This window comes from Arthrobacter sp. GW822-FHT05G07 (genome assembly GCF_058799755.1).
Map to the genome: position 1 here is coordinate 30,839 of NZ_JBXALT010000005.1, position 15,234 is coordinate 46,072.

Below are 15,234 nucleotides of genomic sequence, written 5' to 3' on the forward strand. Positions count from 1 at the left end.
CCTTGGAGCAATGTCCAAGGGGGATGTCCCTTATGGCCCTGAATCCAGAAATTCTTTGAGATTTTGGAGAACCAACCGCCAAGTAGCGGTGGATTGCTCCACTTCTTTCTCGCTCGAATTGTTGCCTTGCCTGATGGTCACCGTTGTTCCGTCGGCTTCCTCAGCCAGCCTGTACTCCACGGTGTGGTGGTTTTCGGGAACGTCAGGAAGCCCTGAAGCCGGACTGTAATGCGTGGTCTTCAGCAACTCCGGGGGATCGAAAGCAAGGATTGAGCCCTTGTCCTGGTACGGCTTGCCATTGTATTCGCCGGAGTACGTAATCGCATCGCCCACCCGCCAGGTGGTGGTGATCTTGGTTCCCAGGAAGTACTGCCGGATGAGGGCAGGGTCAGTGAGCGCTTCCCAAACCTTTTCACGCGACGAAGAGACGGTGATCTGTGCGACCGCATCCCGGATTTGTCCACTCATAGTGCCGCTCCACCTTTTTGTGCTGCCTGCTGATCTTCCTTTGGGAACACGCTGAACCTCGTCTGGGAAACGCTACGCCGGTCAGCACGCCACGTGAATGGCACTCCACTGTGGATGGCAGAATGGCTACGTGATGAGCAGGCGAACCGCACAGGCAAACAGCAGGGCAGCAGACGCATGGAAAGTCCGCGTCGCCGGACTCTCGCTGATCATCGCGGCCGCGTTGACGATGACGGCCTGCACACCACCGGCCACGTCATCCTCCGGTCAGCCCGCGTCACCGTCCACCAGCCCGGAAGACTCCACCAGCCCGGAAGACTCCACCAGTCCGGAGGCCACAACCAGCCCGGACGCTTCCACCATTCCGCAAGCGACCGCCCCCGCTGATCCCGCTGTCGTGGCGACCACGTCAGCGGTGGAGTCAACGCTGAAAACCTTGGCCGCGGGCAACCCCAAGCCCGACCGTGAAACGTTGCGTGCTGCCCTGGTGTCAGCAGGCATCCCCGAAGCCAATGTGGAGGTTTCAGTAAGCCGTACGCCCACTGGTCTTGAGGTTGACGCCATGGAAGCTGCAGCACTGGCGGGGGAGAGCTGCGTTATGGGGCAGATCCGCGACGGCGGAGTGGTGGTTACGGTGTTGCCCGTACTGGCCACCGGAAAATGCTTCGTGGGAGACTCCCGCTAGTTCACCGCAGCGCCCGAATGTGAGTTAAGTACGCCTACCCATTAGATTTAAGGGCATGGCGGAATTCATTTACACGATGACCAAGGCTCGCAAGGCCGTTGGCGACAAACTTATTCTGGACGATGTCAGCATGTCGTTCTTCCCTGGCGCGAAGATTGGCGTCGTGGGCCCGAACGGTGCTGGTAAGTCCACCATCCTGAAGATCATGGCCGGACTGGACACCCCGTCAAACGGCGAAGCCCGCCTGAGCCCCGGCTACACCGTGGGCATCCTCCTGCAGGAACCGCCGCTGAACGAGGAGAAGACGGTCCTTGGCAACGTCCAGGAGGGCGTTGGCGAGATTTACGGCAAGATCCAGCGTTTCAATGAGATCTCCGAAGAAATGGCCAACCCGGATGCGGACTACGAGACGCTCCTGGACGAGATGGGCAAGCTGCAGGAAGCCATTGACGCTGCGGACGCCTGGGATATCGATTCCCAGCTGGAGCAGGCCATGGACGCGCTGCGCTGCCCGCCGGCTGATTCCGATGTCACGGTCCTCTCCGGCGGTGAGCGCCGCCGCGTAGCGCTGTGCAAGCTTCTCCTGCAGAAGCCTGACCTCCTGCTTCTTGACGAGCCCACCAACCACTTGGACGCCGAGAGCGTACTTTGGCTGGAGCAGCACCTGGCTCAGTACCCCGGCGCTGTACTTGCCGTGACTCACGATCGTTACTTCCTGGACCACGTAGCTGAGTGGATTGCAGAAGTCGATCGCGGCCACCTCTACCCGTACGAAGGCAACTACTCCACCTACCTGGAGAAGAAGAAAGCCCGCCTCGAGGTCCAGGGCAAGAAAGACGCAAAGCTTTCCAAGCGCCTTACCGAGGAACTTGAGTGGGTGCGCTCCAACGCCAAGGGCCGCCAGACCAAGTCAAAGGCCCGCCTGGCACGCTATGAAGAAATGGCTGCAGAGGCCGAGCGTACCCGCAAGCTGGACTTCGAAGAGATCCAGATTCCGCCGGGACCGCGCCTGGGTTCCTTGGTCATTGAAGCCAAGAACCTGAAGAAGGGTTTCGACGATCGGGTACTGATCGAAGACCTCTCCTTCTCGCTGCCCCGCAACGGCATCGTCGGCGTCATTGGGCCCAACGGTGTGGGTAAGTCCACACTGTTCAAGACGATCGTCGGCATGGAGCCTTTGGACGATGGTGAGCTCAAGATCGGCGAGTCCGTGAAGATCTCCTACGTGGACCAGTCCCGTGGGGGCATCGATCCCAACAAGTCCCTTTGGGAAGTTGTCTCCGAGGGCCACGACTTCATCCAGGTCGGTCAGGTTGAAATGCCTTCGCGGGCCTATGTTTCGGCGTTTGGTTTCAAGGGCCCGGACCAGCAGAAGAAGGCGGGTGTTCTCTCCGGTGGTGAGCGTAACCGCCTTAACCTGGCACTGACGCTCAAGCAGGGTGGCAACCTCCTCCTCCTTGACGAACCTACCAACGACCTCGACGTCGAAACCCTGAGCAGCCTTGAGAACGCCCTTCTCGAGTTCCCGGGCTGCGCTGTAGTGGTTTCGCACGACCGTTGGTTCCTGGACCGGGTTGCGACCCACATCCTGGCTTACGAAGGTGACGACGAGAACCCGTCCAAGTGGTACTGGTTCGAGGGCAACTTCGACTCCTATGAGGAGAACAAGGTTGAGCGTCTCGGTCCCGATGCCGCAAAGCCGCACCGCGTGACCCACCGTCGCCTGACCCGCGACTAGAGTCTGATCGCCTCAGCCACGAACGTAGTAAGGCCGGTCCCGTCAGGGACCGGCCTTACTACTTAACGCGTCTTATCGCGTCGCCGGCAGGCGGCTCGTCAGCACCTACGGAATCCGGACCATGCCTTCCTGGGCAACGGTAGCCACATGCTGTCCGTCACGGTTGAAGATACGGCCTGTGGCGAGTCCCCTGGCTCCTTGGGCGCTGGGGGACTCCTGAACGTAGAGCATCCACTCGTCAACACGCACGGGCCGGTGCCACCACATGGCGTGATCGAGGCTGGCGACGCTCATCCCCGGTGTCATCCAGGCAAGGCCATGCTTTCGGAGAATGGGCTCCAGCAGCGTGTAGTCACTCGCGTAGGCCAGGGCTGCCCGGTGGAGGTTGGGGTCATCAGGCAGGGGACCCATGGTCTTCATCCACACAGCGTTGGTAGCTACATGATCTGTTGGTGGGGACACATAGAGCGCGGGGTCGATGTGGCGCACGTCGAAAGGCCGCTCCGAGGACATATGCCGTGCCATGGGGTGGTCGTAGTGGGACAGCAGCTCGGCGGTGCTGGGCAAGGATTCGGGGTCCGGGATGCCTTCGGGCATCTGCGCCTGATGGTCCAGGCCGCTGTCTTCCACCTGGAACGAAGCGATCATCGAGAGAATCGGCACACCGTCCTGGTAGGCATGTACGCGGCGGGCCGAGAAGGATCGGCCGTCACGCAGCCTCTCCACCCCGAAGGTGATCGGTTTGTTGGCGTCACCGGGACGCAGGAAGTAGCCGTGCATGGAGTGCGCCACCCGGTCCGGCTCAACGGTCCGCATTCCGGCCATCATGGATTGCGCCAACACTTGGCCCCCAAAAACGCGATGCCGTGGCTGCTTTTGGGACGGCCCCAGAAAAATGTCCTCGTTGGTTCGGGCGCCGTCGAAGTCACCAAGATCCAGCAGGCCAATCAGCACTTCCATGGGGTCTTCTGCGGGTGCATCCACGTCGAAGCCAGCGTTCGTCTCAGTCATGGTTCGACTTTAGACGGCACCCCAACCCCTCTCAACCGGAGACATGCCGGTAGAGTCGATGATGTGACAGACGTCTTGACCCAGTCCTTCCGCTTCGCCGATCCTCGTGACCTCGCTGACCTGCGTACTTTCGTCACCCGGGCTAAGAGCATTGACGACGGCGCTATCCGGCTTCAGGCCGCGGGCAATGTCCTGGCCTCCTACGTGTGTGTCCTGAGGCCCCGCATTCTGGGCGAATCGACGCCTACAATCCTTGGCCTGCGAACCATGGCCCTCGCTGAGCCTGCCCAAGCCGACGTCACCGTGACTCTCGCGTCGGTCATGGACCGGTTGGCCCGGTCCGGGGCAGAAGATGTGGAACTGCCCATCCCGCCGTCCACCGTTTCTGAGTCGTGGGCGGGCGTTGGTGCGCCACGGAACGGCTGGGAAGCCCAAGGGACAGTTCTCGACGCCGACCTCAAGGCAGCCGCGGAAGCCGGCATTGCGGAGGTGGCTGGTGTCGTTCCCGCTTTGGCAGGAGCAGCGGTGGTCAACACCGCGAGGGCGGCAGTGTGGGGCCGGGAGCTGCCCGGCCTGGATGAACTGCCGGCAGGTGCGGCCTTCGCCGCTTTCGCGTTGGGTTTCCTGGGCGAGGGCGAGCAGAAGGTCTTCCGCAATGGCCGCTGGTTCCGCCTGAGCGGTCCCCGCGGCCATGTGCTGGTCCGGACCGGAGCAGGTTTGGGACTCGGTTTCTAGGCCCTAGCCTCGGGGCCGGCCGATGGGCTGTTGATCATGGTCAGCGCTGCCCGTTCCATGTAGTCCCACAAAGTGCCCTCATGCAACGGTGAGAGCTCCAGGGAGTCCACAGCCGTCCGCATGTGGAACAACCAGCGGTCCTTGGCTTCCGGAGTCACCCTGAAGGGCATGTGGCGCATGCGGAGCCGGGGATGGCCCCGTTCTTCGCCGTAGGTGGTGGGACCACCCCAGTACTGTTCCAGGAACATGAGGAAGCGGCGCTTTGCCGGCTCCAGGTCCTCTTCCGGGTACATGGGCCGGAGCAACGAATCCGTGGCAACGCCGTCGTAAAAGACATCGATGAGCTTGACGAACGTTTCATGGCCGCCAACTGCTGCGTAGAAGCTGTCCGTGTAGGCGGGCTGGCTAAAGGGGTCGTTCTGCATCAGCTGGCGTCGGGGCCCAGCCCCCGGCGCTGGTGTTTGCCCGGCTTCGGTGTTACTCATTGGACTTCTCCTCGGCTTTGGTGACGCGCGATGCGCCTGCTGTCACGGGCGCAGCTGCCGCAGCGCCGGGCTCATCGGTGGTGTCCGGTGTTTCCAACGGTACGTAGTCGCCCTGTGAGCGGTTGCCCACGCGGAGGATTTCGCCGTTGCGCAGGTACCAGATGGCTCCGTCCTCAGCGCGGACCCGCGTAATGCGCAGGCCCACCGATTCAACGGTACCAATCACTTCGCTGGTGACGATCACATCGCCGATCCCGTACTGGTCCTCAATGGTGATGAAGATCCCCGCGAGGAAGTCGCGGATCAACTGCTGGGCGCCGAAGCCGATGGCAACACCCAGGATGCCGACGCTGGTCAGCAGGGGAGCGACGTCTACGTTCATGTATTTGAGGACGTAGATGATCACGATCACCACCACCACAACGCTGACCAAGCTTGTCAGCAGTGAACCGATGGTCTCGGCCCGCTGTGATCGTCGTTCATGGTCCAGCGCACGGATGGCGGGTTGCACCCATTTGAAGTGCGGCTTTTTGAAAAACGAACTGCCCGCGGACACCCGTCTCGTGATCCGCAGGATGATGAACCGTGCAACGATCCACACAGCCAGGCCTACACCCACTGTGATGAGGATCGACATGAGATCGATTTTTTCGGGTTCGATGTTGATGGTTTCCGCCAGGGGGATGGAGGTCAAGGTGGAATAGCTCCTTGTCGTCGGCCCGTGTTCGCCGGGCGCGGAACACTCTGTCCACCTACAACCCTAGCGCCGTAGCGTGACGGTATGCGCATCCTGGTGTTGGGCGGTACCGCCTTCCTTTCAGCAGAAATCGCCCGGCAGGCTGTAGCTGCCGGGCATGACGTCACCTGTTTAGCGCGCGGAAGTTCAGCAAACCCGCCCGACGGCGTCACCTGGGTCAGGGGCGACCGCGCCGCTGGTGCCGCGGCCTTCGCGGGGGTTGGGGGCGGCTGGGATGAAGTGGTGGACGTCTCACGGGATCCCGTGCAGGCCCGTGTGGCACTGGACGTGCTGGGTCCGGCCGCCGCTCATTGGACGTTCGTCTCAAGTTGCTCCGTGTACGCGGATGCCTCGGTTCCTGGCGCAGATGAGACCGCGGCACTTCTGGAGCCCTTGCCGGAAGGTCAGGCAGGCACCCCGGACACGTACGGCGAGTCCAAATCAGCGATCGAGCAGATGACGCTGGCCACGGTGGGAGCGAAGGCGCATATCGTTCGATCGGGTCTCATTGGCGGACCGGGGGACGGTACTGACAGATACGGTTACTGGCCGGCCCGATTCGCTGCGAACACTGACACGGTGCTGGTACCGGACATCCCGGATGACGCTACGCAGATCATTGATGTCCGGGACTTGGCGGCGTGGATCCTGCAATCCGCTGAGGAAGGATTGACGGGGACCTACAACGCCCTGGGAGACGTGGTGCGGTTCGAGGACTACATCGCCGAGTCGAGGCGTGCTGCTGAAACCGCAGTGGGTGATGGAGCGGCTCAGGATGTTATCCGGCCTGACGAAGATTGGCTCGTGCGCCACGGCGTCGACTACTGGGCGGGCCCGGATTCTCTGCCACTGTGGTTGCCGGCGGACCACGATGGCTTCCAGGCGCGGACAAACCAAGCGGCACGTGAGCGGGGCATGGTCTTGCGGCCGTGGCAGGAAACGCTCATGGCAACGCTCGAGGACGAGAAACAGCGGGGTCTGGAAAGGGTACGCAAAGCAGGTCTGAGCCGTGACACCGAACAAAGGCTCGTGGCACTGTGGCGGCTTGAGGAGCGTTAGGCTGCTGCCGCCGTCGTGGTTGGCTCGTGGAGTACCGGGAAGTTGACGCTGCGGGCGATGAAGCAGACCTGGTTGGCTTCATGATGTAGCTGCGGTACAAGGCTTGCGTGGGCGGGATCGGCAATGGTGACGTGCGGCTTCAGGGTGACACTATCGAATTGGCCGCTGCCGTCCCGGTTGAGCATCATGAGGCCTTCGGCGTTGTCCTCATAGCCGGTGACAACCACGCCGTGTTTGACCGCCACGTGCAGGAAGGACAACATGTGGCATTGCGAGAGCGCGGCAAGTAGTAGTTGCTCCGGGTTGTAGCGTGCCCGGTCGCCGTGGAACGTGGGGTCGGCTGATCCCTTTAACGTGGGCAACCCGCTGATCTCAACGTCGTGGTCCCGTGAGTATCCCCGATAGCTGGCCGTACCTTCGCCGAGGTTTCCAGTCCAGCGCACGGTAAGAGCGTAGTGGTGTTCGTTGAGGCCCATGCGGACAGTTTAGCCATGGAGCGAAAACTGTCCGCATGGGCCCGATGGAACCGCAGGGCTTAGACGTCCGATGCCCGTGCACGCAGGGCACGGGCCACGCCGTCGCGGTTTTCCAGCATCATGCGGCGCAGAGCTGCACTCTCCTCCGGGAGTCCTGCCAGGAACTCGTCGGTACGGTCTACCGTGGCCTGCATAGTGAGCTGTGCAGGGTAAAGACCCACCACGATCTGCTGGGCCAAGGCGTGTGTTCGTTCCTCGACGATTCCGGGCACTGCTTCGAAATACTTCTCCGCGAAAGGCTCCAACAAGGCAGTGTCCGCCACACGCATGAAGCCGGCCACAGCTGAGGCTTGCAAGGCGTTGGAGAGGTCTCCCTTGACCACGATGGAATCCCAAGCTGCTGCCTTGGCCTCCGGGGTGGGGATGGCCGCTGTGGCTAGGGCTGCGGCGTTCTGGCCGTTGGAGGTGTTGTCGCGGGCGAGTTCTTCGTCGATCCGCGCCTGATCCTGCCGTCCGCCGGCCACGAGGGCCGTGAGGAGTTCCCAGCGCATGTCCTGGTCAATAGTGAGGCCTTGGAGGGTCTCCGTACCCTCCAAGAGGGCCTGGATACGGTCAAACTGTCCGGCGCTGCGTGCCAGCTGAGCGAATGACTTGGCGAACTGCAGCTGGGCATCCGATCCCGCCGCAGCGGACGAAGCGAGCTCCCACAGTGTGTCTGCGGCCGCGATCGTCGAGGCAAGCTTGTGCTCGGCTGCCACGTAATACGTCAACGTGGTGGCGAGTTGGCGCAGCTGGACCAGGATCACCGAGGAGTCCGTTTCCGAGGCGATGTTCGCCAGGATCAGTTCCACGTAGCCGCGGGCGGGGGTTTCGCCGTCGCGGGCAGCGTCCCAGGCCGAACCCCAGACCAAGGTGCGGGGCAGGCTGGCGGCGAAGTCCTTCAGGTGGGCCTTGGCTGTGGCGAGGGAGTGCTCGTCGAGGCGGACCTTAGCGTAGGCGAGGTCGTCATCGTTCAACAGGATCAGGTCCGGCCGGGAGAGTCCGGCAAGGGCGGGGACTTCGGTGCGGGGCCCGTCGACGTCGAGTTCCTCGCGGTGGGTGCGCTCCAGCTTGCCTTCCCCGGAGAGCGTGTAGAAGCCGACAGCGAGGCGGTGCGGGCGGAGAGTGGGCTGTTCGTCGATTGCGGTTTGCAGGATCGCGAAATCGGTGATGGTGCCATCGGCGTCGACGGTCAGCTCCGGGGCGAGGGTGTTCACTCCGGCGGTTTCAAGCCACAGCTTGCCCCAGGCGTCCAGGTCGCGGCCACTGGCGGCTTCGAGCTCAACCATGAGATCCGCGAGCTCGGTGTTCTTCCACGCGTGCTTGGCGAAGTATGTGCGGACACCGGCCATGAACTGTTCCGGGCCCACCCACGCCACCAATTGCCGCAGTACGGAAGCGCCTTTGGCATAGGTGATGCCGTCGAAGTTAACCTCGACGTCTTCAAGGTTGTTGATCTCGGCGAAGATCGGGTGCGTGGTGGGCAGCTGGTCCTGCTTGTAGGCCCAGGACTTTTCCACGGAGGCGAACGTTGTCCAGGCCCGGTCGAATTCCGTGTTCTCAACAGCGGCCAAGTGAGACATGTATTCAGCAAAGGACTCGTTGAGCCAGAGGTCGTTCCACCAGCGCATGGTCACCAGGTCCCCGAACCACATGTGCGCCAGTTCGTGCAGGACGGTGATGGCACGGCGCTCAATCTGAGCGCCTGTGACCTTTCCGCGGAAGACATAGCCTTCCAGGATGGTCACTGCACCGGCATTTTCCATGGCTCCGGCGTTGAACTCCGGCACGAAGAGCTGGTCGTATTTCTCGAAGGGGTACGGGAAGCCGAACTGTGCCTCGAAGAACTCGAAGCCTTGGCGGGTCAGCTCGAAGATGTTGTCCGCATCGAGGTACTGCATGAGGGACTTACGGGCAAATACTCCCAACGGGATCACCCGGCCGTCGGAGCTGGTGACCTCGGCGCGAACTGATTGGTAAGGTCCGGCGATCAAAGCCGTGACGTAGGAGGACAGGCGCGGGGTGGGCGTGAATTCCCACACGGAGCGGGCGCCGCCGTCCTCACCGGGCGCGGTCTCGGACGGAAGCGGAGTGGGCGAGTTGGAGATAACGTCCCAGTGCGACGGCGCAGTGACCGTGAACGTGAAGCTTGCTTTCAGGTCGGGCTGCTCAAAGACGGCGAACATGCGCCGGGAGTCCGGAACCTCGAACTGCGTGTAGAGGTAAACCTCACCGTCAACAGGGTCAACGAAGCGGTGGAGGCCCTCGCCGGTGTTCATATAGGGAGCATCTGCCACCACCACGAGTTCGTTGTCCGCGGCCAGGTCCGGGAGCTGGATTCGGACGCCGTCAGAGACTTCGGCGGGGTCCAGGTCGTTGCCGTTCAACGTAACGCTGTGGACCGCTGCCGTGATGGCGTCGATGAACGTTGACGATCCCGGTGCCGCGGAGAACTTTACGACGGTGGTGGAGCCGAAGGTCTCTGCTCCCTGGGTCAGGTCCAAGGTGACGTTGTACGACTCGACGTTGAGCAGTTCGGCGCGGTTAGCGGCTTCTTCGCGCGTGAGATTCAGGCCTGGCAAGTGGTGCCTCCGGAGATTTTGGGATGGCCGGTCCGTCATGGCCGGTCGCTGGTGTGAAGCCATTCTTTCACTCCAGGCCGGGAAGGCAAGGAGTGAGCACCACAGTGTCGCCCCACGGAGTAGCGTTGGATTATGGCATCGTTCCGGGACACTCTCGATTTCCGCGCACTGAGGTTTGCGGTTGCCTTTCCGCTGCTGCTTGCCATCGGGTTCGTGGTGTGCGCCCAGATGCTGCGCAACGATCTCCCCAACCCGGTAGCCGTGATGTGGAACGCCGACGGCGGGACGTCCTTCGCGCCTTTCGGTGCCTATGTAACCGGCGGCGCCGCCCTCATCATTTTCTGCGGTTGGGCGGTCTTCCTTCAAGCGGTTTCGATTTCCCGGCCGGTGGTGATGCGGCGCGTCATGATGGGCGTGGGCCTCATGGTGAGCCTGTTCATCACCACGGTGTTGGCGGCCGGCCTGGTGGGCCAATCCGGGCTGGCGGATGCCCGAGAGTCCCACGTTGACCCGATCGTGCTGGCCATGGGCAGTGGTGCCGCCGTGGCCTTGGGTGTCGTCATGATGTTCGCTTTCAAACCGGACCCGCGATGGACACGGGAAGATGATGTCGCCCTCCAAGAAGAGCTGCGCCTTCTGGAAGACCCCGATCTTGCCCGCGACACCCTCCGCTTGTGGGTGCATGCCCGGAGCTCTGTGTTCGTCATGATCATCGTGTCGGCGCTGTTCCCCGCTGCGCTGATAGCGGTGGCGGTCCCATGGCTCGGTGCCTTGGTGGCAGTGGCAGCGCTGATTGGTGCAGGGTTCCTGTTCGCGCGCGTGCGGGCGGACAGGGGAGGGCTGCAGGTGTTCGCCGGCGGGATCGTGCGCGTCCTGACGGTACCCGCCGTCGACATCGCTGCGGCAGCCCCCGCTGACGTAAAGGCCGCAGATTATGGCGGGTGGGGGTGGCGGCATCACGACGACGCAACCGCAATGCTGGTCAGCAGCGGCCCGGCCGTCGTCGTAAGGAAACTTAACGGAGGCCGGGTGGCACTCAGTGCAGGGACCCACGCGTCCGCGGACAAACTCGCCGGGGTTCTCAACAGGGCCGCGCACCGGGCCCACGGCGACGGACCGGCCCAACAACCCGGGTAGCGGTACCCTAGGTAGCGCATCCCTTATCGCCGCGCCCCGGCCATATGCCGTACCCGGCGCGCCAGAAAGAATGGACTTCCTGTGACAACACCCCGCGTCCACATTGCTACCGACCACGCCGGCATGGAACTCAGTGCCCACCTGGTCAGCCACCTCACGGCCAAAGGCTACGAAGTGGTGGATCACGGGCCCAAGGAGTACGACGCCCTGGACGACTACCCCTCGTTCTGCATCAATGCCGGCCTTGCGGTGGTGGCGGACCAGAAAGCCGGTGTGCACGCTCTCGGCATCGTGCTGGGCGGCTCAGGCAACGGGGAACAAATTGCTGCCAACAAGGTCAACGGCGTCCGCGCTGCGCTGGCTTGGAACCTCTCCACAGCTAAGTTGGCCCGCGAGCACAATGACGCCAACGTCGTAGCTGTTGGCGGACGCCAGCACACCGTTGAAGAAGCCACTGAGCTCATTGAAGCCTTCCTGCAGGAACCGTTCAGCAACGACGAACGCCACGTTCGCCGAATCGGAAAAATCGCGGTGTACGAAACCACCGGCGAGATCGTCGAGTAGTGCCCGAGGGGCATTCGGTCCATAGGCTGGCCCGCCAATTCCAGGATGTTTTTGGCGGCCGGCCGTTGGACGTTTCCAGCCCGCAAGGCAGGTTCGCTGCCGGCGCGGGGCTACTCACCGGGCACATCATGGTGGATGCTGCTGCCCATGGAAAGCAGCTCTTTCTCAGGTTCGACCACCAGCTATTCCTTCACGTCCATCTGGGCCTCTACGGTGCATGGAGCTTTGGCGGTGACAGCTCCTTTACGGGAGCTTCCAGCATCGGGGCTCCGCGTCGTATCGGCGAACGGGAAAGCGGCTCAGCTGCCGACGACGGCGAGTACTCAGGGCCGCCCGCGCCGGTAGGCGCCGTCCGTGTCCGCTTGGTCTCAGACCATGGCTGGGCTGATCTCCGTGGTGCCACGACGTGCGCGGCAATCACCTCTGCCGAGGCCGCGGCCGTGCTGGACCGTTTGGGGCCCGATCCGCTACACAACCGCCCGGGGGACCGGGATGAGTTCATTCGACGCCTGCGTCGACGCAAAACGGCCGTAGCACTGCTGATGATGGACCAGTCGGTACTGGCCGGTGTCGGCAACATCTATCGGGCCGAGGTGCTGTTCCGGCAAGCGGTCGATCCGTGGACGCCGGGGAGCAGCATCGATGTGGAAACCGCTGGCCGCCTCTGGGACGACACTGTGGACACCATGTCCGACGGCGTCCGTGACGGACGGATTGTTACGACGCCATCCACTCTGTGGACCGGCGGCGGTGCTGCAGCGCCCGACGCCGATGCCCACTTTGTGTATAAGCGTGACGGCATGCCCTGCCGGGCCTGCGGAACGCTGGTGGGGATGACGGAAATCGGTGCACGCAAGCTGTACTGGTGTCCCGGCTGCCAAATATAGGCTTTTTCCGAACGTTGCGATGAAGCAAGAAGGGCCCCGATCCATGGATCGGGGCCCTTCTTCGTGGAGGGGACGACGGGAATCGAACCCGCGTAATCAGTTTGGAAGACTGAGGCTTTACCATTAAGCTACGTCCCCAGGACGGATATCCTTGTTTAGGACATCTTCCCGGTGGCTGTTGAAGCCGGGTACAACTAAACCTAATTCCGGCGGCAGTGTCAAATGTGCATTCTTGGCTTACTTCCCCGTAGACTGTCCTGTGCATTCGGGGTGTAGCTCAGCTTGGCTAGAGCGCCTGCTTTGGGAGCAGGAAGTCGCAGGTTCAAATCCTGTCACCCCGACTCTGTGTTTGTGTCCGCTTCAGGGACACGACAGAACCCCATACCCACAAATTCAGGAGTACTTAGACTGTGAAGAGCGCTGTCGAGAACCTCACCGCAACGCGGGTCAAGCTCAACGTTGAGGTTCCCTTTGAGGAACTGAAGCCGAGCATCGATGCCGCGTACAAGACCGTTGCTTCGCAGATCCAGGTTCCCGGATTCCGCAAGGGCAAAGTTCCCTCCAAGCTGATCGACCAGCGCGTTGGCCGTGGCTACGTTCTGGAGACCGCCATCAACGATGGCCTCAACGGCTGGTACCAGGCTGCAGTTCAGGAAACCGGCGTACGCCCCCTGAGCCGTCCCGAGGTTGAAATCACCGAGGTTCCGGACCCGTCCGCAACCGATGGCGAGCTCAAGTTCCAGGTTGAGATCGATGTCCGCCCTGAGATCGAGCTGCCCGACTACGCCGGCATCAAGGTTGAGGTTGCCGCTGCTGAGTCCTCCGAAGCTGACGTGGACAAGTCCCTGGACGAACTGCGCGGCCGCTTCGGCACGCTGAAGTCCGTTGAACGTCCTGCCAAGAACGATGACTTCCTGACCATCGACATCACCGCCACCATCGATGGCGAAGATATCGATTCCGCTGCCGGCCTTTCTTACCAGGTCGGCGCCGGCACCATGCTCGAAGGCCTCGACGAAGCCGTGACCGGCCTCTCTGCCGACGAAGAAGCAATCTTCGAGACCACACTGGTTGGCGGCGACCATGCCGGCGAATCCGCGCAGGTGAAGGTTGTTGTCAAGGCTGTCAAGGAGCGCGAGCTCCCCGAAGCGAACGACGACTTTGCTCAGCTCGCCTCCGAGTTCGACACCCTTGCTGAACTCCGTGAGGATCTCGCCAAGCAGGCTGCCGACTCCAAGGTCGTCGAGCAGGGCGTTGAAGCTCGCGACAAGGTTCTTGACAAGCTCGTTGAGCTGGTTGAGGTTCCGGTTCCGGACTCCGTGGTTGAAGAGCAGATCGAAGCTCACTTCAACCCGGAGAACGCACACGGCGAAGGTGACCACGACACCGAGGAGCACCGCGCCGAGGTCAAGGCCAACACCGAGCGCGCCTTCCAGAACGAGATCATCCTCGACGCCATTGCGGACAAGGAAGAAGTAGACGTCAGCCAGAACGAGCTGATCGACTACATCGTCACCACCGCAAGCCAGTACGGCATGGACCCCAACCAGTTCGCACAGATCATTGATCAGAGCGGCCAGGTTCCCATGATGGTTTCCGAGGTTCGCCGCCGCAAGGCCCTGGCCGTTGTGCTGGGTCAGGCAGAGGTAGTCGACTCCGAGGGCAACAAGGTTGACCTCACCGACTTCGTCCGCCCCGCAGGCGAAGCAGCAGCCGAAGAGGCTGCAGCTGGTGAAGCGAACGAAGAAGCTGACGTTGTCGCAAGCGACGACCCCGCAGCAGTGAAGTTCTAGTTCACGACTTCAACCGGCCCCGGATCTCTGATCCGGGGCCGGTTTGCTTTAAGGCTGAACTTCGACGTTGAACGCAGACGTGCGCCGTCAGCGAACAGTGCGATTTCGGCGAACAAATCGCCCGTGAAAACGGTTAGTGTCCAAGTAGTGAAGTTCAGTGAGGTCACTGGCACCAGCGAGAGGTAAGTACTTATGTCACAGCAATCAGAGGCTCCCCGGATGGCAACTGTCGATCCCGCAGCCCAGGACAACTACATCTACAACCGCCTGCTGAAAGAGCGCATCATCTGGCTCGGCTCTGAAGTCCGTGACGAGAACGCCAACGCCATCTGCTCGCAGCTCCTCCTCCTCTCGGCCGAGGACCCGGAGAAGGACATCTACCTGTACATCAACTCCCCGGGTGGTTCCGTGACGGCCGGCATGGCTATCTACGACACCATGCAGTTCATCCCGAACGATGTGGTTACCGTGGCAACCGGTCTTGCAGCGTCCATGGGTCAGTTCCTCCTTTCCTCCGGAACCAAGGGAAAGCGTTACGCCACACCCAACGCCCGCATCCTGATGCACCAGCCCTCGGGCGGCATCGGCGGCACGGCCTCGGACATCAAGATCCAGGCGGAACTCATCCTGCACATGAAGAAGGTCATGGCTGAGCTCACTGCGGAGCAGACCGGGCAGTCCGTGGAAACCATCCTCAAGGACAACGACCGCGACAAGTGGTTCACGGCCACTGAAGCCCTGGAATACGGCTTCTTCGACAAGATCTCGGCGCACGCCGGTTCTGTTGCAGGCGGCGGCGGAACGGCCAACCAGTCGAACTCCGAAAACTAACCGGCACA

At 62.2% G+C, this 15,234-nt stretch carries 15 protein-coding genes and 2 tRNA genes; 10 read left to right on the forward strand and 7 right to left on the reverse strand.

Annotated elements, in window-relative coordinates; translation table 11 throughout:
• Positions 1 to 30: 30 nt before the first annotated feature.
• The gene (locus AC1RJY_RS09395; RefSeq protein ID WP_014922049.1) at positions 31 to 468 is read right to left on the reverse strand and encodes an SRPBCC family protein; all 438 of its coding nucleotides are present in this window, start codon (positions 466 to 468) and stop codon (positions 31 to 33) included.
• A 133-nt stretch (positions 469 to 601) separates the two neighbouring features.
• Between AC1RJY_RS09395 and AC1RJY_RS09400 the strand changes: the two genes are divergently transcribed.
• Positions 602 to 1,153 carry a DUF6993 domain-containing protein gene (locus AC1RJY_RS09400; RefSeq protein WP_286139701.1) on the forward strand — a complete coding sequence of 184 codons (552 nt, stop codon included), beginning with the start codon at positions 602 to 604 and terminating at the stop codon, positions 1,151 to 1,153.
• Between the two features lie 55 nt (positions 1,154 to 1,208).
• On the forward strand, positions 1,209 to 2,891 hold the full coding sequence (ettA, locus tag AC1RJY_RS09405; RefSeq protein ID WP_011775070.1) for an energy-dependent translational throttle protein EttA: 1,683 nt from the start codon (positions 1,209 to 1,211) through the stop codon (positions 2,889 to 2,891).
• A 105-nt stretch (positions 2,892 to 2,996) separates the two neighbouring features.
• Here the strand turns inward: ettA and AC1RJY_RS09410 are convergent, their stop codons facing one another.
• Positions 2,997 to 3,902, reverse strand: coding sequence for an acyl-CoA thioesterase (locus AC1RJY_RS09410; RefSeq protein ID WP_011775069.1), 906 nt, complete (start codon positions 3,900 to 3,902; stop codon positions 2,997 to 2,999).
• A gap of 63 nt (positions 3,903 to 3,965) precedes the next feature.
• Between AC1RJY_RS09410 and AC1RJY_RS09415 the strand changes: the two genes are divergently transcribed.
• The gene (locus AC1RJY_RS09415) at positions 3,966 to 4,637 is read left to right on the forward strand and encodes a DUF8185 domain-containing protein (protein ID WP_011775068.1); all 672 of its coding nucleotides are present in this window, start codon (positions 3,966 to 3,968) and stop codon (positions 4,635 to 4,637) included.
• Here the strand turns inward: AC1RJY_RS09415 and AC1RJY_RS09420 are convergent.
• Together AC1RJY_RS09420 and AC1RJY_RS09425 are read right to left on the reverse strand one after the other, a co-directional pair.
• Positions 4,634 to 5,122 (reverse strand): globin, encoded by a 489-nt coding sequence (locus tag AC1RJY_RS09420; RefSeq protein ID WP_286176172.1) that lies wholly within the window; start codon positions 5,120 to 5,122, stop codon positions 4,634 to 4,636. The two genes, AC1RJY_RS09415 and AC1RJY_RS09420, sit on opposite strands and share 4 nt — an antisense overlap.
• Positions 5,115 to 5,816 carry a mechanosensitive ion channel family protein gene (locus AC1RJY_RS09425; RefSeq protein WP_498602188.1) on the reverse strand — a complete coding sequence of 234 codons (702 nt, stop codon included), beginning with the start codon at positions 5,814 to 5,816 and terminating at the stop codon, positions 5,115 to 5,117. Before AC1RJY_RS09425 ends, AC1RJY_RS09420 begins: the two co-directional genes overlap by 8 nt.
• An 87-nt stretch (positions 5,817 to 5,903) precedes the next feature.
• Here AC1RJY_RS09425 and AC1RJY_RS09430 point away from each other — a divergent pair, with 87 nt between their 5' ends.
• Positions 5,904 to 6,917 (forward strand): NAD-dependent epimerase/dehydratase family protein, encoded by a 1,014-nt coding sequence (locus AC1RJY_RS09430; protein ID WP_210063718.1) that lies wholly within the window; start codon positions 5,904 to 5,906, stop codon positions 6,915 to 6,917.
• Here the strand turns inward: AC1RJY_RS09430 and AC1RJY_RS09435 are convergent.
• Together AC1RJY_RS09435 and pepN are read right to left on the reverse strand one after the other, a co-directional pair.
• Positions 6,914 to 7,393 carry an OsmC family protein gene (locus tag AC1RJY_RS09435; protein WP_011775064.1) on the reverse strand — a complete coding sequence of 160 codons (480 nt, stop codon included), beginning with the start codon at positions 7,391 to 7,393 and terminating at the stop codon, positions 6,914 to 6,916. The two genes, AC1RJY_RS09430 and AC1RJY_RS09435, sit on opposite strands and share 4 nt — an antisense overlap.
• Before the next feature lie 59 nt (positions 7,394 to 7,452).
• Entirely contained in the window at positions 7,453 to 10,053 is a 2,601-nt protein-coding gene (gene pepN / locus AC1RJY_RS09440) for an aminopeptidase N (protein WP_498602291.1), read from the reverse strand.
• 93 nt (positions 10,054 to 10,146) lie between these two features.
• Between pepN and AC1RJY_RS09445 the strand changes: the two genes are divergently transcribed.
• From AC1RJY_RS09445 to AC1RJY_RS09455, 3 genes are all read left to right on the forward strand, one after another.
• A complete protein-coding gene (locus AC1RJY_RS09445; RefSeq protein ID WP_210063719.1) occupies positions 10,147 to 11,151 on the forward strand; it encodes a hypothetical protein in 1,005 nt (334 codons plus the stop codon).
• An 81-nt stretch (positions 11,152 to 11,232) separates the two neighbouring features.
• Entirely contained in the window at positions 11,233 to 11,715 is a 483-nt protein-coding gene (locus AC1RJY_RS09450) for a ribose-5-phosphate isomerase (protein ID WP_011775062.1), read from the forward strand.
• Positions 11,715 to 12,602, forward strand: a complete 888-nt coding sequence (locus AC1RJY_RS09455) for an Fpg/Nei family DNA glycosylase (protein ID WP_498602189.1) — start codon at positions 11,715 to 11,717, stop codon at positions 12,600 to 12,602. The genes AC1RJY_RS09450 and AC1RJY_RS09455 overlap by 1 nt, the downstream gene beginning before the upstream one ends.
• Before the next feature lie 64 nt (positions 12,603 to 12,666).
• Here the strand turns inward: AC1RJY_RS09455 and AC1RJY_RS09460 are convergent.
• Positions 12,667 to 12,740: transfer RNA gene (locus AC1RJY_RS09460), tRNA-Gly, on the reverse strand.
• 128 nt (positions 12,741 to 12,868) lie between these two features.
• On the opposite strand from AC1RJY_RS09460, the gene AC1RJY_RS09465 reads away from it, so the two are divergent.
• The 3 genes from AC1RJY_RS09465 to AC1RJY_RS09475 all read left to right on the forward strand — a co-directional run bounded on the left by AC1RJY_RS09465 (position 12,869) and on the right by AC1RJY_RS09475 (position 15,226).
• Positions 12,869 to 12,943: transfer RNA gene (locus tag AC1RJY_RS09465), tRNA-Pro, on the forward strand.
• A 69-nt stretch (positions 12,944 to 13,012) separates the two neighbouring features.
• Positions 13,013 to 14,395: a trigger factor gene (gene tig / locus AC1RJY_RS09470; RefSeq protein WP_011775060.1), complete on the forward strand. Its 1,383-nt coding sequence runs from the start codon at positions 13,013 to 13,015 to the stop codon at positions 14,393 to 14,395.
• A gap of 219 nt (positions 14,396 to 14,614) precedes the next feature.
• Positions 14,615 to 15,226: an ATP-dependent Clp protease proteolytic subunit gene (locus tag AC1RJY_RS09475; RefSeq protein ID WP_014922040.1), complete on the forward strand. Its 612-nt coding sequence runs from the start codon at positions 14,615 to 14,617 to the stop codon at positions 15,224 to 15,226.
• Positions 15,227 to 15,234: the final 8 nt, after the last annotated feature.

Coding starts and splice junctions, on each gene's coding strand:
- AC1RJY_RS09400 (WP_286139701.1), top strand. CDS start 602: ATGAGCAGGCGAACCGCACAGGCAAACAGCAGGGCAGCAGACGCATGG.
- ettA (WP_011775070.1), top strand. CDS start 1,209: ATGGCGGAATTCATTTACACGATGACCAAGGCTCGCAAGGCCGTTGGC.
- pepN (WP_498602291.1), bottom strand. CDS start 10,053: ATGACGGACCGGCCATCCCAAAATCTCCGGAGGCACCACTTGCCAGGC.
- AC1RJY_RS09410 (WP_011775069.1), bottom strand. CDS start 3,902: ATGACTGAGACGAACGCTGGCTTCGACGTGGATGCACCCGCAGAAGAC.
- AC1RJY_RS09445 (WP_210063719.1), top strand. CDS start 10,147: ATGGCATCGTTCCGGGACACTCTCGATTTCCGCGCACTGAGGTTTGCG.
- AC1RJY_RS09475 (WP_014922040.1), top strand. CDS start 14,615: ATGGCAACTGTCGATCCCGCAGCCCAGGACAACTACATCTACAACCGC.
- AC1RJY_RS09395 (WP_014922049.1), bottom strand. CDS start 468: ATGAGTGGACAAATCCGGGATGCGGTCGCACAGATCACCGTCTCTTCG.
- AC1RJY_RS09435 (WP_011775064.1), bottom strand. CDS start 7,393: ATGGGCCTCAACGAACACCACTACGCTCTTACCGTGCGCTGGACTGGA.
- AC1RJY_RS09430 (WP_210063718.1), top strand. CDS start 5,904: ATGCGCATCCTGGTGTTGGGCGGTACCGCCTTCCTTTCAGCAGAAATC.
- AC1RJY_RS09420 (WP_286176172.1), bottom strand. CDS start 5,122: ATGAGTAACACCGAAGCCGGGCAAACACCAGCGCCGGGGGCTGGGCCC.